This window comes from Dactylosporangium sp. NPDC050588 (assembly GCF_040654975.1).
GTDB lineage: Bacteria > Actinomycetota > Actinomycetes > Mycobacteriales > Micromonosporaceae > Dactylosporangium > Dactylosporangium maewongense.
In genome coordinates, this window is sequence record NZ_JBFAJA010000148.1 from 1 (window position 1) to 20,261 (window position 20,261).

Here is a 20,261-nt window from a genome sequence, read left to right on the forward strand (position 1 = left end):
GGCACGTGCCGCAGCGCCGGGTTCTTGCCGGCGGTGAGGGACCGCTGGGCGCTCGGTACGCCGGCGGAGTCCCACATGAGGGCCTGCCCGGCGGAGGCGGTGACCTTCCCGGTGCTGTCGCGGGTCTCGTAGCCGCCGCCCGGCTTGTTCCGCAGCGACCAGCCCGTGCTGGTGAGGCCGAACTCGAGCTTCGCCAGGGCCGGGTTCGCCGCGGCCTGCCGGGTCTTGACGATGAGGGAGTAGCCGAAGCCCTCCACTGTGGACTGCACCTGCAGGTCGATGGCGGGCAGCACCGACTCGTAGACGGCGGTGTCGCCCTCGATGCGGGGCGCGGGCAGCTTCGACGGCCAGGTCAGCTTGAGCGCGCCGCCGGTGCCGTTGAGGGTGACGAGCGGTTCAGTGCCACCGGCGGAGAACCGCATGTCCGCGACCGACGCCGCCGGCGCGATCGTCGCGCCGTCACGGCGCAGGTTCAGGTCGATCTGCCGCCACGCGCCGTCCTTCTTCGTCCAGTGCGGCACCGCGTAGCTCTCCCGCACCCCCACACCTACTTGCCTATCAGGAAAGTGGACTGGTACTTTCCTGATAGGCAAGTATTGAGCGGAAGGAAACTGAGATGGGTGCGGCAGAGCTCAACCCCGACGACGCCGCGCAGGCGCTGGCGCTCGTCCGCGACCGGCAGCAGCAGGTCCTCGCGATCCCGCCACTGCCCGGATGGTTCTGGGCCGCCGTTGGAGGCCTGGCCGCCGGATTCACCGCGGCCGTCGAGTCGGGGCGGCCAGTGCTGGTCGCCACGGGCGCGGTGCTGTTCGTGGCGGGTCTCGGCGCCGTCATCCTCGGGACGCTGCGGCGGCAGCCGTACAAGGTGCGCAACCGTCTCATCGGGGTGCGTGGCGGGCTGCGGATCGCCGCGTTCGTGGTGGGTCTCGTCGCCGTCGGCCTCGGGCTGGCCTGGGTGCTGCAGGACGCCGGCGTGCCGATGCCCGGCACCGTGACCACCGTCGTCATCGCGGCGCTCCTCGCCGCGGCCGGGCCGCTGCTGAGCCTGCGCCTGCAGGACGTGGTGCGGCGCGCCGCCGACCGGGAGCTCGACGCCCGATGACCGCCGCGCGCTTCGACGAGCTGATCCACGCACCGACCCGCCTCGAGCTGGTGTCGCTGCTGGCGGCGACCGACTGGGCCGACTTCAGGCAGCTGAAGGAGTCCGCGGAGCTGTCGGACTCGGCGCTGTCCAAACAGCTGTCGACCCTCGAAGGCGCCGGCTACGTCGAGATCCGCAAGGGGTTCGTCGGCCGACGCCCGCGCACGACGGCGCGCCTCACTCCTGCGGGGCGGGTGGCGTTCGACGGTCACGTGGCGGCGCTGCAGGCGATCGTCGCCCGCGCCAACGCCTCGATCGTCGCCCGGCCCTGACCCGTCGCCGGACCGGCCGCGCCGGGTTGACCGCCCGAGGTGGTGGCGCCGGCAGGCCGACGCCACCACCCGTGCGCCGTCACCGCTGGGCGGTGCCGTAGTAGGCGGTCCGCATGATGTCGCGGAGGTCGTCCAGCATCGGCATGCGCGGGTTCGCCGGGGCGCACTGGTCCAGGTAGGCGTTCATCGCCTGCTGCGGCAGCGCGTCCAGGAACGTCTGCTCGTCGACGCCGACGGCCTGGAACGACGGCTCGATGCCGACCTCGGCGCGGAGGCGCTCCACGGCGGCGGCGTAGGACTCCACGCCCTCCTCGGGGGTGCCGGCCGGCAGCCCGAGCGCCTGGGCGATCTGCTGGAAGCGCTCCGGGGCCACGTACCGCTCGTACTTCGGCCAGGCGGTCAGCTTCGCCGGCACCGTGCCGTTGTGGCGGATGACGTGCGGCAGCAGGATCGCGTTGGTGCGCCCGTGGGCGATGTGGAACGTGGCGCCCAGGGTGTGGGCCAGGGCGTGCACCATGCCGAGGAACGCGTTGCCGAAGGCCATGCCGGCGATCGTCCCGGCGTTGTGCATCTTCTCCCGCGCGGTCGGGTCGGTGCGGCCCTGGTGCACCGCCGCCGGCAGGTACTGGAACACCAGCTTGATCGCGTGCAGGGCGAGGCCGTCGGTGTAGTCGTTGGCGTACACGGAAACAAACGCCTCGGTGGCGTGGGTGAGGCAGTCGAAGCCGCTGTCGGCGGTGACGTTCGCCGGCAGGTCGGCCGTCAGCACCGGGTCGATGATCGCGACGCTCGGGGTGAGCGCGTAGTCGGCCAGGGGGTACTTCATGCCGGTCTTCGTGTCGGTGATGACGGCGAACGGGGTGATCTCCGCGCCGGTGCCGGACGTGGTCGGCACGCAGACGAGCCGGGCCAGCCGGCCCAGGGCCGGGAACGTGAACGCCCGCTTGCGGATGTCGAAGAACTTCTCCCGCATGTCGGTGAACTCGGTGCCGGGGTTCTCGTACAGCAGCCACATCACCTTCGCCGCGTCCATCGGCGAGCCGCCGCCGAGCGCGATGATCGTGTCGGGGCGGAACGAGCCCATCAGCTCGGCGCCCCGCTCGACGGTCGCCATCGTCGGCTCCGGCTCCACGTCGTCCAGGATCTGCACGGTGACCGGGTCGGCGCTGCCGCGCAGGACGCCGCGGATGCGGTCGACGTAGCCCAGCCTGGTCATCGTCGGGTCGGTGACGATCGTGACCCGGTGGACGTCGGGCATGTCCGCCAGGTACCGGATGGCGTTGGGCTCGAAGTAGATCTTCGGCGGGACCTTGAACCACTGCAGGTTGTTGGTGCGCCGGCCGATCCGCTTGATGTTGAGCAGGTTCACCGCCGAGACGTTGCCGGACACCGAGTTGCGGCCGTAGCTGCCGCAGCCGAGCGTCAGCGACGGCAGGAAGGCGTTGTAGACGTCGCCGATGCCGCCCTGCGACGACGGCGAGTTCCAGATGATCCTGACCGCCTTGACCCGCCGGCCGTAGGCCTCCGCGGTGGCGGCGCCGGCGGTGTGGATGACCGCGCTGTGCCCGAGCCCGTCGAGCTCGACCATCTGCTCGGCGAGCCGGAAGCCCTCCTCCGTCGAGCCGGCGCGCAGGACGGCGAGGACGGGGCACAGCTTCTCCCGGGTCAGCGGCTCGTCGGGGCCGACACCGCCGACCGGCACGAGGATGACCGAGGTGTCCGCCGGCACGTCGAAGCCCGCCCCGGCCGCGATCCACGCCGCGGAGCGGCCCACCACGTCGGGGTTGAGCCTGGCCCCGGCGCAGTTGGAGCCGGCGGCGGCACCGAAGATGAACCGCTCCAGCAGCTCCTTCTCCTGCGGGGTCGCGATGTGCGCGTGCAGCCGCTCGAACTGGGCGAGCGCCTCGCCGGCGATGGCCTCGTCGAGGATGACCGCCTGCTCGGAGGCGCAGATCATGCCGTTGTCGAAGGTCTTGGAGACCACGACGTCGTGCACGGCGCGCACTACGTCGGCGCTGCGTTCGATGTACGCGGGGACGTTGCCGGGCCCGACGCCGAGCGCGGGCTTGCCGGCCGAGTACGCCGCGCGGACCATGGCGCCGCCGCCGGTGGCGAGGATGACGGCCACCCCGGGGTGCCGCATGAGGGTCTGGGTCGCCTCGATGGACGGCGCCTCGATCCACTGGATGCAGTCGCGGGGCGCGCCGGCGGCGACGGCGGCGTCGCGGACCACCCTGGCGGCCTCGGCGCTGCACCGCTGGGCGGCGGGGTGGAACGCGAACACGACGGGGTTGCGGGTCTTCAGCGCGATCAGCGCCTTGAACACCGTCGTCGACGTGGGGTTGGTGACGGGCGTGACGGCGCAGACGACCCCGACCGGTTCGGCGATCTCGACGATGCCGTTGATCTCGTCCCGGGCCACGATCCCGACGCTGCGCAGGCCGGCGAGGCTGTGCGCGATGTGCTCGGAGGCGAAGACGTTCTTGACCGCCTTGTCCTCGAAGACGCCGCGCCCGGTCTCCTCGATCGCGAGCTCGGCGAGGCGGCCGTGCTGGCTCAGCGCCGCGACCGAGGCCTTCTTGACGATGTGGTCGATCTGCTCCTGCCCCAGTGCCGCGTACGCGTCGAGCGCCCGCAGCGCCCTGGTCACCAGGCGGTCGACGGCCGGCGCTGTCCCTTCGACGGCCAGGACGGGCACGTCGAGCGGGCTGAGAGTCCCGGTCACCGTCATCACTTCCTTCCCGAGGGCGGCGCGGACCGCACGGCCCGCACCGCCATCCTTCGGGCGGTCAGGGCATCGAACCCAGTGCCCGACGTCCCGCGCGGGGATGACCAAGGTCCCGCCCGCCGACGACTGCGACGGGGCACGACGCGTTGCGCACGAGCGTGCCGGTCCCCTCGCCGGCGCCCACGACGACGAGCGACGCGGCCCTCGCGGCGTCGAGCAGCCGGGCGGCGGGGTCGACGCCGTGCAGGGCGTCCAGCGCGACGGCGACGTCGGGATGCGCGGCGCGCCGGTCGGCGATGGCCCGGCTGAGCAGCAGCCGGGTGCCGGCGTCGTCGCGCGGGTCGTCGGGTCCGCTGACGGCGCACACCCTGACGCCCGTGCCGCGGCGCTGCGCCGTCTCGAACGCGTGGTGGATCGCCGCCGCCGACGGCGCGGCCGGGTCGAGCCCCAGCAGGACCGGGCCGCGCCCGGTGTCGCCGGCGCTCACGACGACGACGGGGCATGAGGCGTACGCCATCACGTGCGCGGTGACGGCGCCGACGTGGATCCGTCCGGCCCCGCCGCGCGCCGGGGGCCGTCCGTGCCCGCGCCGGCCGAGCACGACGACGTCGGCCGAGCGGGCCACCCGTACCAGCGCGGCGGCCGGCGCCCGTTGCACGACCGCCGCCTCGACGTGCACGCCGGGGTGGGCCGCCGCCAGCTCGTCGCGGACCGTGTCGAGCAGCCGCCACGCCTCCGTGTGGGCGTCGGCGGTGAGGTCGGGCGGCAGCAGGCCGGCGTACGCGACCCGGTCCAGCTGGGAGTGCACGAGCCGCACGACGCCCCGCCCGGCGGCGGCCTCGGCGGCGGCGTGACGGGCCGCCGCCCAGCCGTCCGCGGAACCGTCGAACCCGGCGACGACCCTGATCCGTGTCGGCATGGCGGTCAGGCGTCGATGTGGCCGAGCCGGGCCGTCGTGTCGTCGAAGCCCCATTCGAGCTCGTCGTCGGTGACGCCGACGACGCCGTCGACGCGGTGGATCAGGCGGACGGCGATCTGGGCGCTGCTGCGCCGGTCGATCTTCCCGGCGAGGGTCACATGGCCGTCCGCGACGGCGACGTCGACCTCGACCGGGTCGATCCACATGATGCCGCGCAGCACCGACTCGATGATGTCGGCGCGGATGGCGGCGTCCTCCCGCAGGTACCGCCGCAGCAGGTCCCGGCGGGAGACGATGCCGACCAGGTTTCCGGCGTCGTCGACGACGGGGAGCCGCTTGACGTCGCGGAGCTCCATGAGCCGGGCGGCGTCGGTGAGGGTCGCGGTCGCGGTGATGGTGACCGCGGGTGCCGTCATCAGCGCCTCGGCGTGCTCGCCGGAGGCCTTCTCCTTCGCCAGGCGCTGCCGGCGGCGTTCGAAGAGGCCGGCGTGCGCGCCCGCGCCCCACTCCACCTTGTGCAGCAGGTCCGCCTCCGACACCACACCCAGCACCCGGCGGTCGCCGTCGACGACCGGCACGGCGCTGACCCCGAACTCGACGAGGAGGTCGACGATCTGCTTGTACCCGAGGTCGGGTGCGACGGTGACCACGCCGGTGCTCATCACATCACGTACCAGCAGCGCAGACATCGACCTGCTCCCTTCCGGACGACGGTGGTCTCCCCTCCACCCTCCGCCGGGCCCGGTCCCGGCACACGGGCCGAAAGTCCCCCGGTCACGGGCCCACGGCCCCGACCGGTGGACGCCGGTCGGCGGCGCTGGTGGACGTTCGGCGGTCGCCGTCAGGTAGCAGAAAAGGTCACCATCGGTGACGCAGGGTGTTGTGCCGCACACGGATCGGGAAACGCATGTCCAACGTCATACCTGAGGTCGCGGACGTCCACGTGGGTCGCCAGGCCATCTACGACCGGCAGGGCGACGTCGCGGCGTACGAGCTGCTGTTCCGCGACGGGCCCCGGGCCGGCGCCGCGACGGACGGCGGGTCGTTCGCGACGAGCCAGGTGATGGTCGCCGCGTTCACCACCGTCGGCGTCGAGGAGCTCGCCGGCGGGCGGCCCTGCTTCATCAACCTCACCGCCGACTTCCTGCTCGGCGACCTGCCGGTGCCGTTCGCCCCCGGGCACGCCGTCCTGGAGGTGCTCGAGACCGTCGACGTCGACGACCGGCTCGTCGAGGGCGTCGCCGAGCTGGTCGCCCGCGGGTACGTCATCGCCCTCGACGACTTCGTCCCCGGGTCGGGGCACGAGCGGCTCTTCGCCCTCGCGTCCTACGTGAAGGTCGACTTCCTGGGCACGACGGACGCGCAGCGCCGGGCGATCCTCGCCGCCCGGGTCGCGCACCCGCACCTGCGGTTCGTCGCCGAGCGGCTGGAGACCGACGAGGACGTGGCGGAGGCGAAGGCGCTCGGGTTCGAGCTGTTCCAGGGGTACGCGCTGAGCCGGCCGGCGGTCGTGTCGGCCCGGACGCTGAGCGCCTCCCGGCTGCGCTGCGTGCACCTGCTCGGCCTGCTGATGGCGCCCGACGTGGGGCTGGACCGGGTCGTGTCGATCGTGTCGATCGACCCGGCGCTGAGCTACCGGATGCTGAAGGCGGTCAACGCCGCCGCGGCCGGCGCCGCGCACCGGGTGTCGTCGGTGCACGAGGCGGTCGTCATGCTCGGCACCGCGCAGATCCGCGACTGGGTGACGCTGATGCTCGTCGGCGACCTCACCGAGGCCGGCGAGGAGCAGACCGCCGACATCCTCGTCCACGCGCAACTGTGCCGGCTGATCGCGGAGGGCACCGGCGTCGCCGGCGACGAGGCGTTCACGGCGGGCCTGCTCGACGCCGTCGCGAGCCTGCTGGGCCTGCCGATCCAGGCCCTCGCCGGCTCGCTGCCCCTGGCCCCGGCGGTCCGCGACGGGCTGCTGCACGGCGCGGGTGCGCTCGGCGACGTGCTCGCCGAGGTCGGCGCCCACGAACGGGGCGCCCCGACCCGCGGCGGCGGCAACCTCCTCATCAAGCACCTGGCGGCCCTCGCGTGGGCGACGAGGACGACGCAGGCCGTCCGCTCCACCTGATCCGGGACCAAGGTCCCTGGTCAGGAGGGTGACGGCGGACGGATGCTCGGAAGCGTGTGCGAATACTGCGGCTGCCAGTCCCTGGCGGCGATCGACGAGCTGACCCGCGAGCACGACACGGTGGTGAACCTGATCGGCGAGGTCCGCGCGGCCCGCGCCGCCGCCGACACCGGCGGGATGGCGGACCTGGCCCGGCGGATCGCCGCGGTGCTCGGCCCGCACACCGAGGTCGAGGAGCAGGGGTTGTTCCCCCTGCTGGCGGGCGAGTTCCCGGACCAGGTCACCGCCCTGGAGGCGGAGCACGACGCGATCGAGGCGGTGCTCGGGCAGGCCGCCGCCGGCACGCCCACCGACCCCGCGTGGCCCGACCGGTTCGTGCGGATCCTCGACGTGCTGCGCGACCACATCCTCAAGGAGCAGGACGGCGTGTTCCCGGCCGCGCTGATCAGCCTCAGCGGCGCCGACTGGGACGCCGTCGACGCGGTCCGCGCCCGCGTCGGCTCCCCTACGGCCTCCCCAGCAGGCGGTCCAGCACGGCGTTGAGGGCCGGCGACGGCGGGGCGCCCTCGAAGTCGAAGATCACCACCGGGCAGGCGTCGCGGGTGACGCGCACCTCGCGGGTCTCGCCGAGCACGTCGCGCAGCACCAAGACGTCGACCGTCCCCGGCAGCGCCTTGCAGTCCAGGTACGGGATCTCGCCGGCGGTCGCGTCCGCCGCCGCGTTCACCGCCGTGGCCGCGTCACCGGCGGCGCCCCGGTCGGTGACCTGGCGGGTGCGGTCCCACGCGTCCCCGTCGCGCGGCTGCCGTCGCCGTACTCCAGGGTGAGGTGCCCGCCGCCGAGGCCGACGGTGAAGCACGGGTCGATGTCGCTGGTCGGGAGGGTGTTCAGCGCGGTGACCAGGCCGCCGACGTCGCGGGTCAGCACGAGCCGCCGCGGCGGGCCGGGCCGCCGCACGTGCAGCTCCGGGACCTCGATGTACCGGCAGAACACGGCACGGACCGCGCCGGCCCGGGCGAGGTCGCCGGCCGCGCTGGACGGCAGGTCCCCGTTCCCCCCGCCGAACCGCGCCGGCGGCGCCGCCGGGCAGTCACCGGCGCCGGGCCGGCCAGGAACCGCCGTGTCCGGTCCGGCCGGCACGCTGGGACCGGGCCTGGCGGTGGCGAAGGCGGCCGCCCCGCCGATCAGCACGGCGGCCACGGCCACCGCGGCCAGCATCCCGGTGAGCCGCCGCCGGCGCCGCACCTTCCGGCCGACCGCCGCGAGCCGGTCCGGCGGCGTCGCGCTCGGCAGCTCGCCCCGCCAGCGCCGCTGCCACCAGCTGGAGTAGGTGGTGTAGAGGACCCGCCGCACGTACGCCTCGGGGCTGCCGCCGACCGCGATCCTGTCCCAGTGCTGCCAGCTGCGCGCGAGCGCCGTCTGCAGGAGGTCCTCGGCCCGCCCGGCGTCGCCGGTCAGCAGCCACGCCGCCCGCAGCAGCACGTGCGACCGCGTCGCCACGAACTCGGCGAAGCCTTCCGGTGGTGCGGGTGTTCGCGTCATCCGGCCCTCCCGCCGAGTAAACCGGATGGCCGGCACCGGCGGTTGACAGCCGGGTGGCTCAGTGCGGCTTGGCGACGGTGAGCAGGACGGCGGCGTCGTCGAGGGCCTCGAGGGTGTGCCGGGCGTCCGGGATGGCGAGCAGGTCGCCGGCGGCGGCCTCAACGGCGTCGGTGGCGGTGGTGGCGTCGGTGACGGTGGCGAGCCGGACCCGGCCGTGCAGCACGTGCAGGGTGGCCTCGCCGGGGTTCTCGTGCTCGTCGAGCTTGCGGCCGGCGGCCAGGGCGATGAGCGTCTGGTGCAGCGTGCGCTCGTGACCGCCGTACAGGGTCTGGGCGCTGCGGCCGCTGGAGGCGGTGCGGGCGGTCGCCAGGTGCTGTTCGACGAGTGCGGGCAGCGATGACGAGGACATGTCGGGTTCCCTTCAGGTGGTACGGCGGGCCAGGGTGCTCATCTTGACGGCGGTGTAGACGGCGGCGGCGAGGGCGACGTCGGACAGCAGCATCAGGCCGATGGCGTAGGAGCCTTCCACCCCGTACACCCAGCCCATGACGAGTGGCGGGACGAACCCGCCGAGGCCGCCGGCCGCGCCGACGACGCCGGTGACGGCGCCGACCTTGTCCGCGGGGGCGACCTTGCCGACGAGGGCGAAGACGGCGCCGCCGGCCGCGCCGAGCAGGGCCGCCATGCCCAGGAAGGCGATGGTGGCCACCGGCATCAGGGCCGGCTGGAACGCCTGCACGACGGCGAAGAGCGCGGTGCCGGCGAAGCACCAGACGAGGACCGGCACGGGGTGGAAGCGGTCGGAGAGCCAGCCGCCGGTGGGCCGGGCGATCACGGCGAGGACGACGAACCCGGCGGTGCGCAGCGCGGCGTCGTCGGCGGTGAGGCCGTAGACGGTCTTCAGGTAGGCGGGCAGGTACACGCTGAAGGCGACGAACCCGCCGAAGCCGACCGCGTACAGGAAGCACAGCTGCCAGGTGACGCCGAGCCGGCTCACGGCCAGGACGCGGGAGACCGCCGAGCCGGCCGGTGGCTGCCGGCCCGGCGCGTCCCGCATCAGCAGGAAGGCGAGCACCGCGTAGACGGCGAGGACGGCGGCCACGATGAGGAACGGCGTGTCCGCACCGTATGCGTCGGCGAGCTTGACGGTGCTGAAGTTGGCGACGGCGGTGCCGCCGGTCCCGATGCCGAACACGCCGAGCGCGAAGCCCTTGCGGGCCGGCGGGTACCAGCCGGAGACGAGCGGGACGCCGACGGCGAAGGTGGTGCCGCCGAGGCCGAGGAAGAACCCGGTGACGATGAGCGCCGGGTAGGACGACACGACGGTCAGGGTCAGCACGGGCACGATGGTGGCGAGGCTGACGAGCGGGAACATGACGCGCGCGCCGTACCGGTCGGTGAGGGCGCCGACCGGGATGCGGCCGAGCGAGCCGACGACGACGGGCACGGCGACGAGCAGCGACTGGGCGGCGAAGCTCAGCCCGAGGCGCTCCTTGACGCCGGGCCCGAGCGGGCCGAGCAGCGCCCAGGCCCAGAAGTTCACGGTGAACCCGATCGTCGCCAGGATCAGGTTCCGCCCGGCGCCGGGCAAGGTCACCGCCGGCGCCGGTGGTGCGGCCGCCTTCTTGGTCGCGGGTCTGCCGGTTCTCGCCATCTCATACCTCGGCGGTGGTCGGGCCGGCGTTACCGCCGGCGGGCGGAGGCGTCGTCGGTGGTGGGCAGCTTCGGCGGGCCCTCCCAGCCGGGGCGGGCGGGCCGCAGCCCGGGCCTGGCGTCGCGGCTGCGGTACACCACGTAGGGGCGGGTGAGGTAGCCGACGGGGGCGCTGAACGCGTGCACGAGCCGGGTGAAGGGCCAGAACGCGAACAGCGCGAACGCCATGATGATGTGGACCTGGAACGACGTCGGCACGCCCGCCATGAGGTCCGGGTCGGGCTGGAAGACGAACAGCGACCGGAACCAGGGGGAGATCGTCTCGCGGTAGTCGTAGCCGTCGCCGGCGATGTTCGCCTTCACGGTGGCGAGCAGACCGAGGACGATGACGGCGGCGAGCACCAGGTACATGCCCTTGTCGTTCTTCGTGGTGGCGGCGAAGACCGGCCCGGTGAGCCGGCGGCGGGCGATGAGGATCGCCATGCCGATCAGGGTGCAGAGGCCGGCGACGGTACCGATGAACACGGCCGACAGGTGGTAGGCGTGCTCGGTGATCCCGACCGCCTCCGTCCACGCCTTCGGCACCACCAGACCGCCGACGTGCCCGATGAGGACCATCAGGACGCCGAAGTGGAACAGCGGGCTGCCCCAGCGCAGGACGGCGGTCTCGTACAGCTGCGACGAGCGGGTCGTCCAGCCGAACTTGTCGTAGCGGTAGCGCCAGATCAGGCCGCCGACGAGGATCGCGACGGCGACGTACGGGTACACGACCCAGAGCAGGACGTTCATCGGCGGCCTCCGGTGGTGTCGACGAGTCCGAACGGTTCGAGGCCGACCTGCTCGACGGGCGGGCCGGTGCGGGCGAGCCGGACGGCGGCGGCGAGGTCACCGGGCTGCGCGGGTGGCAGCATCGCGCGGACCGCCTCGATCGCGTGCCGGTACACGGAGCCGTCGAGGGCGCCGCTGAGCAGGTCGAGGCCGATCCGGTTCTCCCGCAGCAGCCGCCAGCCGTGATCGGCAGCGGGATCGGGCGCGGCGGCGAGGTCGAGGACGGCGGGCAGGTAGTCGGGCAGCTCCCCGTCGACCAGCTCCAGACCGGCGGCCTTGTACCCGGCGGCGAACAGGACCAGGGCCTCGCCGCGCCGGCGGGTGTCGCCGCAGGTGTAGTACGTCAGGTGCAGGCAGCAGCGGCGCCGGAAGTCGAACAGCTCCACGTACTCGGCGGCGAGCCGGCCCGCATCGGTCGCGGCCCGGTGGTCGGCGACGAGCCGCAGCGGCGAGGCGACCGCGGGTGGGAGCCCGTCCAGCGCGGCGACGATCGTCGGTACCGCTGCCGACACAGAGCTGTCGGGGTAGCGCAGCAGCAGCGACGCCGCACGAGCGGCGACAGGACGCCAACCGGTCACGAGTCACCGCCGTCGTTCTTCGGCGGGAACAGGCCGTCGGGAGTGCCTTTGCCGTCCCAGTTGAGCAGGTTCACCCGGGTCTCCTTGTCGGCGGGCGCGGCCACGGTGTCGGCGGTCTGCCGGTTGCGCAGCATGTGGAAGTTCTCGATCGAGATCGGCGCGGGCGTCCCGGACATCTCGCCGAAGGGGCCGCCCTCGAGGCTGCACTCGGTGCCCAGCTGCTCGAGCCGGTGCGCGTCGTCGATCAACTCCGGGTGGGCGGCCGGGATGACGTACCGCTCCTCGTACTTGGCGATGGCGAGCAGCCGGTACATGTCGTCCATCTGCTGCCCGGTCATGCCGACCCTGGCGGCGATGGACTCTTCGCGCGGCTCGCCGAGGTTGATCCGGCGCTGATAGGAGCGCATCGCGGCCAGGCGGCGCAGCACGGCGGTGACCGGGGCGGGGTCACCGGCGGTGAACAGCCCGGCGAGGTAGTCGACGGGGATGCGCAGCGCGTCGACGGCGCCGAACAGGTTCCCGACGTCCTCGCCGTCGTGGCCGGTCCCGGCGAGCGCGTCGACGACCGGCGACAGCGGCGGGATGTACCAGACCATCGGCATGGTGCGGTACTCCGGGTGCAGCGGCAGCGCCACCTCGTACTTCATGATGAGGTCCCAGATCGGGGAGCGTTGCGCCGCGGCGATCCAGTCCTCGGGGATGCCCGCGGCGCGGGCCGCGGCGGCGACCTGCGGGTCGTTCGGGTCCAGGAACACCGACCGTTGCGCGGCGTAGAGCTCGCACTCGTCCTTGACGGCGGCGGCCTTGCCGACCCGGTCCGCGTCGTACAGCATCAGGCCGATGTAGCGCAGCCGCCCGACGCACGTCTCGGAGCAGATGGTCGGCTGGCCGATCTCGATCCGCGGGAAGCAGAACGTGCACTTCTCGGCCTTGCCGGTGCGGTGGTTGAAGTAGACCTTCTTGTACGGGCAGCCGGTGACGCACATCCGCCAGCCGCGGCACCGGTCCTGGTCGACGAGCACGATGCCGTCCTCGGCCCGCTTGTAGATCGCGCCGGACGGGCACGACGCGGCGCACGACGGGTTGAGGCAGTGCTCGCAGATGCGCGGCAGGAAGAACAGGAACGCCTTCTCGTACTCCTGGCGGACCTGGTCGGACAGCTGCGCGAGGATCGGGTCGCCGGCGGCGACCTCGTTGCCGCCGGCGAGGGAGTCGTCCCAGTTCGCCGACCAGGTGACCTTCGTGTCCCGGCCGGTGAGCAGCGACTTGGGGCGGGCGACGGGGGTGTCGTCGCCGGCGGGCGCGGTGAGCAGGTGCTCGTAGTCGTAGGTCCACGGCTCGTAGTAGTCCTGCATCGACGGCAGCTTGGGGTTGGCGAAGATGCTGAGCAGCTTCTTCACCCGGCCGCCGGCGCGGGGCTTGAGCCGCCCGGTCCTGGTGCGGGTCCACCCGCCTTCCCAGCGTTGCTGATTCTCGTACGTGCGCGGGTACCCCTGCCCGGGGCGGGACTCGACGTTGTTGAACCACACGTATTCGACGCCGGACCGGTTGGTCCACGCCTGCTTGCAGGTGACGGAGCAGGTGTGGCAGCCGATGCACTTGTCGAGGTTCATCACCATCGCCATCTGGGCCATGATGCGCATCAGTACTCGACCTCCTGGGACCGGCGGCGGATGACGGTGACCTCGTCGCGCTGGTTCCCGGTGGGGCCGAGGTAGTTGAACGCGAACGACAGCTGCGCGTAGCCGCCGATGATGTGGCTCGGCTTGATCAGCAGCCGGGTGAGCGAGTTGTGGATGCCGCCGCGGCGGCCGTTCGTCTCGGCCTTCGGCACGTCGATGACGCGTTCCTGGGCGTGGTACATGTACACGGTGCCCTCGGGCATCTTGTGGGTGACGACGGCACGGCAGACGACGACGCCGTTGCGGTTGACCGCTTCGATCCACTCGTTGTCGGTGACGCCGATCTTCGCGGCGTCGGCCTCCGACATCCACATCGTCGGCCCGCCGCGCGACAGCGTGAGCATGATGAGGTTGTCCTGGTACTCGGAGTGGATCGACCACTTCGAGTGCGGGGTCAGGTAGCGCACGGTCAGCTCCAGCTCCCCGGTTCGCCCGAGCCGCGGCTCGCCGAAGAGCTTGTGCATATCGAGGGGCGGGCGGAAGACCGGCAGTTCCTCGCCGAGCTCCTGCATCCAGTCGTGGTCGAGGTAGAAGTGCTGCCGGCCGGTGAGCGTGTGCCAGGGTTTGCGGCGTTCGACGTTGATGGTGAAGGGCGAGTAGCGCCGCCCGCCGTGCTCGCTGCCGGACCATTCGGGGCTGGTGATCACCGGTACCGGCCGGGACTGCGCGTCGGCGAACCGGATCTGCTTGCCCTCGTGCTCGCGGGCGAGGTCCGCGAGGCGTTGCCCGGTGCGCCGCTCGAGGAACTCGAACCCTTCGGTGGCGACGCGGCCGTTGGTGGTGCCGGACAGGGCGAGGATCGCCTCGCACGCGCGGATGTCGGTGTCGATGCGCGGGCGGCCGTTCAGCGTGCCGTTTGTCTTCTTCAGGAACTCGATCTCGGGGTTCACGTCGACGGTGACCGCCTTGGTGGTGGTCCCGAGCCGGTCCAGCAGGGGGCCCAAGGTCGCCATCTTGTCGGCGATCGCGCCGTAGTCGCGTTCGACGACGATGAACTTCGGCATCGTGCGGCCCGGCACGGCGGCGGTCTCGCCGGCCTTCCAGTCCCGCACGATCCCGCCGGGGGTGGCGAGCGCGTCGGGCGTGTCGTGCTGCAGCGGCGCGGCGACGATGTCCTTGCGGACGCCGAGGTGCGGGCCGGCGAGGTCGGAGAACGCCTTGGCGATGCCGTGGAACGCGGTGAAGTCCGTCCTGGTCTGCCACGGCGGGTTGATCGCCGGCGTGAACGCGTGGATGAACGGGTGCATGTCGGTGGTGTTGAGGTCGTGCTTCTCGTACCAGGTGGCGGCGGGCAGCACGACGTCGGAGAACAGGGTGGTCGACGTCATCCGGAAGTCCAGCGACAGCAGCAGGTCGAGCTTGCCCTCGGGCGCCTCGTCGTGCCAGACGACGTCCCGCGGCCGCTTGTCCGGTGGCGCTTCGGTGGCGCGCAGCGACGCGTCGGTGCCGAGGAGGTGCCGCAGGAAGTACTCGTTGCCCTTCGCCGACGAGCCGAGGAGGTTGGCCCGCCAGACGGTGAGGACGCGGGGCCAGTTCTGCGGCGCGTCGGGGTCGGCACCGGCGAACCCGAGCCGGCCGTCGACGAGCTCCTGGGCGACGTGCGCGGCCGGGTTCTCCGGGTTCGCGGCGAGGGCCTCGTCGGCCACGTCCAGGGGATTGCGGTCGAAGTTCGGCATCGACGGCATCCAGCCGAGCCGGGCCGACTGTGCGAGGAGGTCGGCGGTGTGCCGGCCGGCGAACGCACCCTTCGCGAGGGGTGAGGTGAGCGCGTCGGCGGTGTACTGGTCGTAGCGCCACTGATCGGTGTGCAGGTACCAGAACGCGGTGCCGATCATCTGCCGCGGCGGCCGGGACCAGTCCAGGCCGAACGCCAGGTGCGACCAGCCGGTGACGGGCCGGCACTTCTCCTGCCCGACGTAGTGCGCCCAGCCCCCGCCGTTCACGCCCTGGCAGCCGGTGAGCGTCGTCAGCGTCAGCATCGCCCGGTACGTGGCGTCGGAGTGGAACCAGTGGTTGGTGCCGGCGCCCATGAGGATCATCGACCGGCCGCCGGAGCGTTCGGCGTTGTCGGCGAACTCCCGCGCGATCCTCGCGACCTGCGCGGCCGGCACGCCGGTGATCGGCTCCTGCCACGCCGGGGTGTACGGCTCGGCCGGGTCGTCGTAGCCGGCGGGCCACTGCCCGGGCAGTCCGGGGCGGGCCACGCCGTACTGGGCGAGCATCAGGTCGTAGACGGTGGTGACGAGCCGGCCGCCGACGGTGGCGGTCGGTACGCCGCGGCGCAGCAGCTCGGGCGTGTCGTTGTCGAAGCGGGGCAGCACGACCTCGACGGCGGCGCCGCCCTCGCAGCTCAGCCTGGGCGTGATCGCGCCGAGGTCGAGGTTCCACCGGCCGACGCCGGCCTCGCTGAACCGGTGGCCGAGCGAACCGTTCGGCACGGCCGGCGCGCCGGTCGTGGTGTCCCACAGCGCCGGGCGGAACGCGGCCTCGGGGTCGGTCTCCCCGAGGTCGGCGGCGGTCACGAACTTCCCGGGCCGGTAACCCTGCTCGGACGGCTCCAGGGCGACCAGGTACGGCAGGTCCGTGTACCGGCTGACGTAGTCGGCGAACCGGGGGACGGTCCGTTCGACGAAGCACTCCTTGAGCACGACGTGCCCCATCGCCATGGCGAGGGCGCCGTCGGTGCCGGGCTGGGCGGGCATCCACTCGTCGGCGAACTTCACGTTGTCCGCGTAGTCCGGGGACACGACGACGACCTTCTGCCCGCGGTAGCGGGCCTCGGCCATCCAGTGCGCGTCGGGGGTGCGGGTGACCGGGACGTTGGAGCCCCACATCATCAGGTAGGACGCGTCCCACCAGTCGCCGGACTCGGGCACGTCGGTCTGGTCGCCGAACATCTGCGGCGACGCGACGGGCAGGTCGGCGTACCAGTCGTAGAACGACAGCATCGTGCCGCCAATCAGCGACAGGAACCGCGCCCCGACCGCGTGCGACACCATCGACATCGCGGGGATCGGCGAGAACCCGGCGACGCGGTCCGGCCCGTACTGCTTGACGGCGTGCACGTGCGCGGCGGCGACGAGCTCCTGCGCCTCGTCCCACGAGACCCGCACGAGCCCGCCCTTGCCGCGCGCCCGCTGGTAGGCGCGGCGGCGCTGCGGGTCGGCCTGGATGTCGGCCCACGCCGCGACCGGGTCGCCGAGGCGGGCTTTCGCCTCCCGGTACATCTCGACCAGGATCCCGCGCGCATACGGGTAGCGGACCCGGGTCGGCGAATACGTGTACCAGGAGAACGCGGCGCCGCGCGGGCAGCCGCGGGGCTCGTACTCCGGCCGGTCCGCGCCGACGCTCGGGTAGTCGGTCTGCTGCTGCTCCCAGGTGATGATGCCGTCCTTGACGTACACCTTCCACGAGCACGAGCCGGTGCAGTTGACGCCGTGCGTGGAGCGGACGACCTTGTCGTAGGACCACCGGTCCCGGTAGAAGCTGTCCGCCTCCCGCCCGCCGATCTGGTGCAGCGTCCGCCCGTCGGTGGAGACCTCCGCCCGGCGCACCAGCCCGCCGACGCCCAGCAGCGCCCTGCCCGCCTTCTCGGCCGCGCTCGTCATCGCCTAGTTCCTCCGTAAATGACCTTGAGGATTAGATTCGTCCGATTCGCGCCGCGAGGCAAGCCGAACGCGTGATCCCGTGCCATCTGACCGCACCGCAATCCCCGGGCGACCGTGCCGAAGGTCCCGAGTTGCTCGGGACCATCAGACCGAAGCGGGCGCGCGGAAACCCGCCCCCGACGGGCGGGACGCCGCCCCTGCTACCCGGCCGGGTCCGGGCCACACCCGGCGAACCGCCGGACCATTCGCCGGGCGTGCCATCCACCGCGTCTCTTGCGCGGTACCCGGTGCTCAACGTGGCCACAGATTCACGTCGGCATCTCTATCTATGTGATTCGCGATTTACTTGTATAGTGTCTGAGCATTCATTCTTTGATCTGTCTACAGTGATTCGACGTTCCGGCCGCTACCGGGCGTCGTGCGGCATCGGTCGTGCCGGGCGCCGCACCCCGCGCGGCGCCCGGAAGGCAGGAGGCGACATGAGCATCTACGACACCATCGGCGGAGCGGCCGCGGTCCAAGCCGCCGTCGAGCAGTTCTACGCCCGCGTCCTCACGGATCCCCGCCTCGAAAGCTTCTTCACCGGCGTCGACGTCCAGCGGCTCAAGACGCACCAGCGGGCGTTCATCACCGCGGCGCTCGGCGGCCCGCAGATCTTCGCCGGCCGCGACATGGCCGCCGCGCACGCCGGGCTGGAGATCACCGACGCCGACTTCGACGCGGTCGTGGCCCACCTGGCCGGCACGCTGACGGACCTCGGCGTGGCCGACGATCAGGTGGCCCAGATCGGCGCCGCGCTGGCCCCGCTGCGTGGGCAGATCGTCGCGGCGACGGACTCAGTCGTCGCTCCGTAGCCGCATCGGGCACGGTGGCGACGACGAAGTCCGAGCGGGAGCGCCACCTCGAGGTGGTTGTGCGGCGGATGCCGGGACCCGTCAGGCGGGGACCGGCGTGCGGTGCAGCCGGATCTGCCAGGTGTCGGGGCCGGACTGCAGCCATTCGGCGGCGAACCGCCCGGCGTAGCGCCGGTCGATCTCGGCCAGGAGCGGTCGCGGGGCGTGCGGGGCGATGAGGACGAGGGCGCCGTCCTCGGGCAGCGCGTCCAGCGCGTCGAGGACCCGGCCGTGACGCTCGCCGTGCGGCAGGTCACGGACGTCGAGGCGCGGGTCGATGGACAGCAGCGGCGCGTCACCGGCGCCGCCGCCGGCATCCCCGCCGCAGCCGCAGCTTCCTCCGCACCCCTGCGTCGCGTCGTCGTGTGACATGGAACCCTCCACTGGTTTTGAGGTCGTTTGACGTTATAACGTTAAGCACCATGGAAACCCCTTCGGTAGGGCCTTCCGGCGAGACGATCGACACGCCGCAGCACCGGGCGCTCGGCTCGGCCAGCCGGGTGTCGATCCTGCAGCTGGTCCGCGCCGCCGGCGGCGGTCTCACCGCCGCGGACGTCGTCGCCGAGACCGGCCTGCACCTGTCCACGGTCCGGGCCCACCTCGACCGACTCGCCGAGACCGGGCTGCTGGTCAAGGCCCGCGCCAGCGGCGGGCAGCCGGGCCGGCCCGCCTGGCGCTACCGGGCGGCGACCGCGGACCCCGCGCCCGCCCCGGCCGCCTACCGGGTCCTCGCCGCCGCGCTGCTGGACCACCTGTCCAAGGCCGGCGGCGACACGCGGGAGGCCGCGGCCCAGGCGGGCGAGGGCTGGGGACGGCAGCTGGCCGCCGCGGCCCGCGAGCACGCCGACCCGGTCGACACGGTCGTGGAGGTGTTCGACGGCCTCGGGTTCGGGCCGCGGCGGGTGCCGGCCGAGCCGGGCACGATCCACCTGCACACCTGCCCGTTCCTGGAGCTCGTCGGGCAGAACCCCGACGCGATGTGCGGCCTGCACCTCGGGGTCGTCCGCGGCATCCTGGAGCAGCGGGGCGGGGCCGGCGGCGGCACGGTGCTGGAGCCGTTCGGCGCGCCCGCCGCCTGCGTCGTGCGCGTGCCGTCGTGAGCCCGCGGGTGCCGCTGCTCGCCGCCGGAGGTGGTGCGCTGCTGGCCGGCCTGTACGGCGGGCTGCTCCTGCTCGGCACCCCTGTCCCGGCGCCGGCGCTGCCCCTCGAAGCGGTGCACGGGCCGCTGATGGTCCTCGGCTTCGCCGGCACGCTCATCGCCCTGGAACGGGCGGTCGCGCTGGGCGCGCGGTGGGCGCTGCTGGCGCCGGCCTGCTCCGGGCTCGGCGGCCTGACGCTGCTCGTGACCGGTCCGGGCCTGGCCGGCAAGGTCCTGCTGATGACCGCCTCGGTGGTCCTGCTCGGCGTGTACCGCGCGCTGTGGCGCCGCCAGCCGGAGGCCGCGCTGCTCGCCCAGGCGGCCGGGGCGTTCGCCTGGTACGCCGCGACCCTGCTGTGGCTGGCCGGCTTCACCGTCGCCGAGATCGTGCCGTGGCTGACCGTGTTCGTCGTCGCGACCATCGCCGGCGAACGCCTGGAGCCGGCCCGCGTCGCCCTCTTCGAGCGGCACGCCGAGCGCTGGTTCCTCGCCGCGCTGGCCGCTCTGTTCGCCGGTGCCGCCGCCGTCACGGTCCGGCCCGCCGGCGGCACGCAGCTGTTCGGCGCGGCGCTGCTGGGCGTCGTGGCGTGGCTGCTCGTGTACGACGTGGCCCGCCGCACCGTCCGCGCCACCGGTCTGCCCCGGTTCATCGCCGTGGGGCTGCTCGCCGGCTACGCCTGGCTGGCCGGCGCCGGCGTGCTGTGGGCCGGCGCGGGCGCCACCGGCGGCGGAGCCCGCTACGACGCCACCGTGCACGCCGTGTTCCTCGGCTTCGTCATGTCGATGATCTTCGTGCACGCCCCGGTGATCCTGCCGGCCGTCCTGCGCGTGCCGCTGCCGTTCCACCCGCTGCTGTACGCGCCCCTGGCCCTGCTGCACGCCTCGCTGCTGGTCCGCGTCGTCCTCGGCGACGCCTTCGGCGCGGCGGCGGTGTGGCGCTGGTCCGGCGTCGCCAACGTCGCGGCGGTGCTCGGCTTCGCCGCGTGCGCGGCCCTCTCCCGCCGCGCCCACCGCCGGCCACCGGTCCCACGAGCGGCACTGACATGACCACCCCCGTCACCGCTGGGCCGAACGCCGCGCTGACACCACCGGCCGCACGGCGCCCCACGGCCGGGGCGCTGCCGCCGGTCGCCCCCGCCGGGCGCGTCGCCGTCGCGGCA

Annotated in this window: 19 protein-coding genes and 1 pseudogene; 7 read left to right on the forward strand and 13 right to left on the reverse strand. The window is 73.2% G+C overall.

Annotated elements, in window-relative coordinates; all coding sequences use genetic code 11:
- Positions 1-539 (reverse strand): annotated as a pseudogene (locus AB0I21_RS54745) (hypothetical protein); the annotation flags it as partial.
- Positions 540-616: 77 nt separating this feature from the next.
- Here AB0I21_RS54745 and AB0I21_RS54750 point away from each other — a divergent pair.
- The gene (locus AB0I21_RS54750; protein WP_360573588.1) at positions 617-1,102 is read left to right on the forward strand and encodes a hypothetical protein; all 486 of its coding nucleotides are present in this window, start codon (positions 617-619) and stop codon (positions 1,100-1,102) included.
- On the forward strand, positions 1,099-1,413 hold the full coding sequence (locus AB0I21_RS54755; RefSeq protein WP_360573590.1) for a transcriptional regulator: 315 nt from the start codon (positions 1,099-1,101) through the stop codon (positions 1,411-1,413). Before AB0I21_RS54750 ends, AB0I21_RS54755 begins: the two co-directional genes overlap by 4 nt.
- Before the next feature lie 79 nt (positions 1,414-1,492).
- Here AB0I21_RS54755 and adhE read toward each other — a convergent pair whose 3' ends face one another.
- The 3 genes from adhE to AB0I21_RS54770 all read right to left on the reverse strand — a co-directional run bounded on the left by adhE (position 1,493) and on the right by AB0I21_RS54770 (position 5,749).
- The gene (adhE, locus tag AB0I21_RS54760) at positions 1,493-4,138 is read right to left on the reverse strand and encodes a bifunctional acetaldehyde-CoA/alcohol dehydrogenase (RefSeq protein ID WP_360573592.1); all 2,646 of its coding nucleotides are present in this window, start codon (positions 4,136-4,138) and stop codon (positions 1,493-1,495) included.
- Between the two features lie 64 nt (positions 4,139-4,202).
- On the reverse strand, positions 4,203-5,060 hold the full coding sequence (locus AB0I21_RS54765; protein ID WP_360573594.1) for a universal stress protein: 858 nt from the start codon (positions 5,058-5,060) through the stop codon (positions 4,203-4,205).
- Between the two features lie 5 nt (positions 5,061-5,065).
- Complete coding sequence (locus AB0I21_RS54770) at positions 5,066-5,749, reverse strand: CBS domain-containing protein (RefSeq protein WP_360573596.1); 684 nt, start codon at positions 5,747-5,749, stop codon at positions 5,066-5,068.
- A gap of 218 nt (positions 5,750-5,967) precedes the next feature.
- Between AB0I21_RS54770 and AB0I21_RS54775 the strand changes: the two genes are divergently transcribed.
- Positions 5,968-7,179, forward strand: a complete 1,212-nt coding sequence (locus AB0I21_RS54775) for an HDOD domain-containing protein (protein ID WP_360573598.1) — start codon at positions 5,968-5,970, stop codon at positions 7,177-7,179.
- A 42-nt stretch (positions 7,180-7,221) separates the two neighbouring features.
- Entirely contained in the window at positions 7,222-7,722 is a 501-nt protein-coding gene (locus AB0I21_RS54780; RefSeq protein ID WP_360573600.1) for a hemerythrin domain-containing protein, read from the forward strand.
- Here AB0I21_RS54780 and AB0I21_RS54785 read toward each other — a convergent pair.
- From AB0I21_RS54785 to AB0I21_RS54820, 8 genes are read right to left on the reverse strand one after another with little or no spacing between them, the layout of a single operon-like run.
- On the reverse strand, positions 7,685-7,906 hold the full coding sequence (locus tag AB0I21_RS54785) for a hypothetical protein (protein WP_360573602.1): 222 nt from the start codon (positions 7,904-7,906) through the stop codon (positions 7,685-7,687). The genes AB0I21_RS54780 and AB0I21_RS54785 overlap by 38 nt on opposite strands.
- Positions 7,903-8,721, reverse strand: coding sequence for a sigma factor (locus AB0I21_RS54790; RefSeq protein WP_360573604.1), 819 nt, complete (start codon positions 8,719-8,721; stop codon positions 7,903-7,905). The genes AB0I21_RS54785 and AB0I21_RS54790 overlap by 4 nt, the downstream gene beginning before the upstream one ends.
- 58 nt (positions 8,722-8,779) lie before the next feature.
- Positions 8,780-9,130, reverse strand: coding sequence for a LuxR family transcriptional regulator (locus tag AB0I21_RS54795; RefSeq protein WP_360573606.1), 351 nt, complete (start codon positions 9,128-9,130; stop codon positions 8,780-8,782).
- Positions 9,131-9,142: 12 nt separating this feature from the next.
- Complete coding sequence (locus tag AB0I21_RS54800; RefSeq protein ID WP_360573608.1) at positions 9,143-10,375, reverse strand: MFS transporter; 1,233 nt, start codon at positions 10,373-10,375, stop codon at positions 9,143-9,145.
- Between the two features lie 29 nt (positions 10,376-10,404).
- Positions 10,405-11,163, reverse strand: coding sequence for a respiratory nitrate reductase subunit gamma (narI, locus tag AB0I21_RS54805; protein WP_354895145.1), 759 nt, complete (start codon positions 11,161-11,163; stop codon positions 10,405-10,407).
- On the reverse strand, positions 11,160-11,780 hold the full coding sequence (gene narJ / locus AB0I21_RS54810) for a nitrate reductase molybdenum cofactor assembly chaperone (RefSeq protein WP_360573611.1): 621 nt from the start codon (positions 11,778-11,780) through the stop codon (positions 11,160-11,162). Before narJ ends, narI begins: the two co-directional genes overlap by 4 nt.
- Complete coding sequence (narH, locus tag AB0I21_RS54815; protein ID WP_360573613.1) at positions 11,777-13,423, reverse strand: nitrate reductase subunit beta; 1,647 nt, start codon at positions 13,421-13,423, stop codon at positions 11,777-11,779. Before narH ends, narJ begins: the two co-directional genes overlap by 4 nt.
- The gene (locus AB0I21_RS54820) at positions 13,423-17,070 is read right to left on the reverse strand and encodes a nitrate reductase subunit alpha (protein WP_360573615.1); all 3,648 of its coding nucleotides are present in this window, start codon (positions 17,068-17,070) and stop codon (positions 13,423-13,425) included. Before AB0I21_RS54820 ends, narH begins: the two co-directional genes overlap by 1 nt.
- A 479-nt stretch (positions 17,071-17,549) precedes the next feature.
- Between AB0I21_RS54820 and AB0I21_RS54825 the strand changes: the two genes are divergently transcribed.
- Positions 17,550-17,924, forward strand: coding sequence for a group 1 truncated hemoglobin (locus AB0I21_RS54825; protein WP_360573616.1), 375 nt, complete (start codon positions 17,550-17,552; stop codon positions 17,922-17,924).
- An 81-nt stretch (positions 17,925-18,005) separates the two neighbouring features.
- Here the strand turns inward: AB0I21_RS54825 and AB0I21_RS54830 are convergent, their stop codons facing one another.
- Positions 18,006-18,335, reverse strand: coding sequence for a DUF2249 domain-containing protein (locus AB0I21_RS54830; RefSeq protein WP_360573618.1), 330 nt, complete (start codon positions 18,333-18,335; stop codon positions 18,006-18,008).
- 50 nt (positions 18,336-18,385) lie between these two features.
- Between AB0I21_RS54830 and AB0I21_RS54835 the strand changes: the two genes are divergently transcribed.
- Both AB0I21_RS54835 and AB0I21_RS54840 read left to right on the forward strand, forming a co-directional pair.
- Complete coding sequence (locus tag AB0I21_RS54835; protein ID WP_360573620.1) at positions 18,386-19,063, forward strand: helix-turn-helix domain-containing protein; 678 nt, start codon at positions 18,386-18,388, stop codon at positions 19,061-19,063.
- Complete coding sequence (locus AB0I21_RS54840) at positions 19,060-20,148, forward strand: hypothetical protein (RefSeq protein WP_360573622.1); 1,089 nt, start codon at positions 19,060-19,062, stop codon at positions 20,146-20,148. Before AB0I21_RS54835 ends, AB0I21_RS54840 begins: the two co-directional genes overlap by 4 nt.
- The last annotated feature ends 113 nt before the right edge of the window (positions 20,149-20,261 follow it).

Excerpts from the sequence above, each read along its gene's own strand:
- AB0I21_RS54765 (WP_360573594.1), bottom strand. The coding sequence starts at position 5,060 with ATGCCGACACGGATCAGGGTCGTCGCCGGGTTCGACGGTTCCGCGGAC.
- AB0I21_RS54750 (WP_360573588.1), top strand. The coding sequence starts at position 617 with ATGGGTGCGGCAGAGCTCAACCCCGACGACGCCGCGCAGGCGCTGGCG.
- AB0I21_RS54835 (WP_360573620.1), top strand. The coding sequence starts at position 18,386 with ATGGAAACCCCTTCGGTAGGGCCTTCCGGCGAGACGATCGACACGCCG.
- AB0I21_RS54780 (WP_360573600.1), top strand. The coding sequence starts at position 7,222 with ATGCTCGGAAGCGTGTGCGAATACTGCGGCTGCCAGTCCCTGGCGGCG.
- AB0I21_RS54825 (WP_360573616.1), top strand. The coding sequence starts at position 17,550 with ATGAGCATCTACGACACCATCGGCGGAGCGGCCGCGGTCCAAGCCGCC.
- AB0I21_RS54755 (WP_360573590.1), top strand. The coding sequence starts at position 1,099 with ATGACCGCCGCGCGCTTCGACGAGCTGATCCACGCACCGACCCGCCTC.
- AB0I21_RS54800 (WP_360573608.1), bottom strand. The coding sequence starts at position 10,375 with ATGGCGAGAACCGGCAGACCCGCGACCAAGAAGGCGGCCGCACCACCG.
- AB0I21_RS54770 (WP_360573596.1), bottom strand. The coding sequence starts at position 5,749 with ATGTCTGCGCTGCTGGTACGTGATGTGATGAGCACCGGCGTGGTCACC.
- AB0I21_RS54795 (WP_360573606.1), bottom strand. The coding sequence starts at position 9,130 with ATGTCCTCGTCATCGCTGCCCGCACTCGTCGAACAGCACCTGGCGACC.
- AB0I21_RS54790 (WP_360573604.1), bottom strand. The coding sequence starts at position 8,721 with ATGACGCGAACACCCGCACCACCGGAAGGCTTCGCCGAGTTCGTGGCG.
- AB0I21_RS54775 (WP_360573598.1), top strand. The coding sequence starts at position 5,968 with ATGTCCAACGTCATACCTGAGGTCGCGGACGTCCACGTGGGTCGCCAG.
- AB0I21_RS54820 (WP_360573615.1), bottom strand. The coding sequence starts at position 17,070 with ATGACGAGCGCGGCCGAGAAGGCGGGCAGGGCGCTGCTGGGCGTCGGC.
- AB0I21_RS54830 (WP_360573618.1), bottom strand. The coding sequence starts at position 18,335 with ATGTCACACGACGACGCGACGCAGGGGTGCGGAGGAAGCTGCGGCTGC.
- narI (WP_354895145.1), bottom strand. The coding sequence starts at position 11,163 with ATGAACGTCCTGCTCTGGGTCGTGTACCCGTACGTCGCCGTCGCGATC.
- narH (WP_360573613.1), bottom strand. The coding sequence starts at position 13,423 with ATGCGCATCATGGCCCAGATGGCGATGGTGATGAACCTCGACAAGTGC.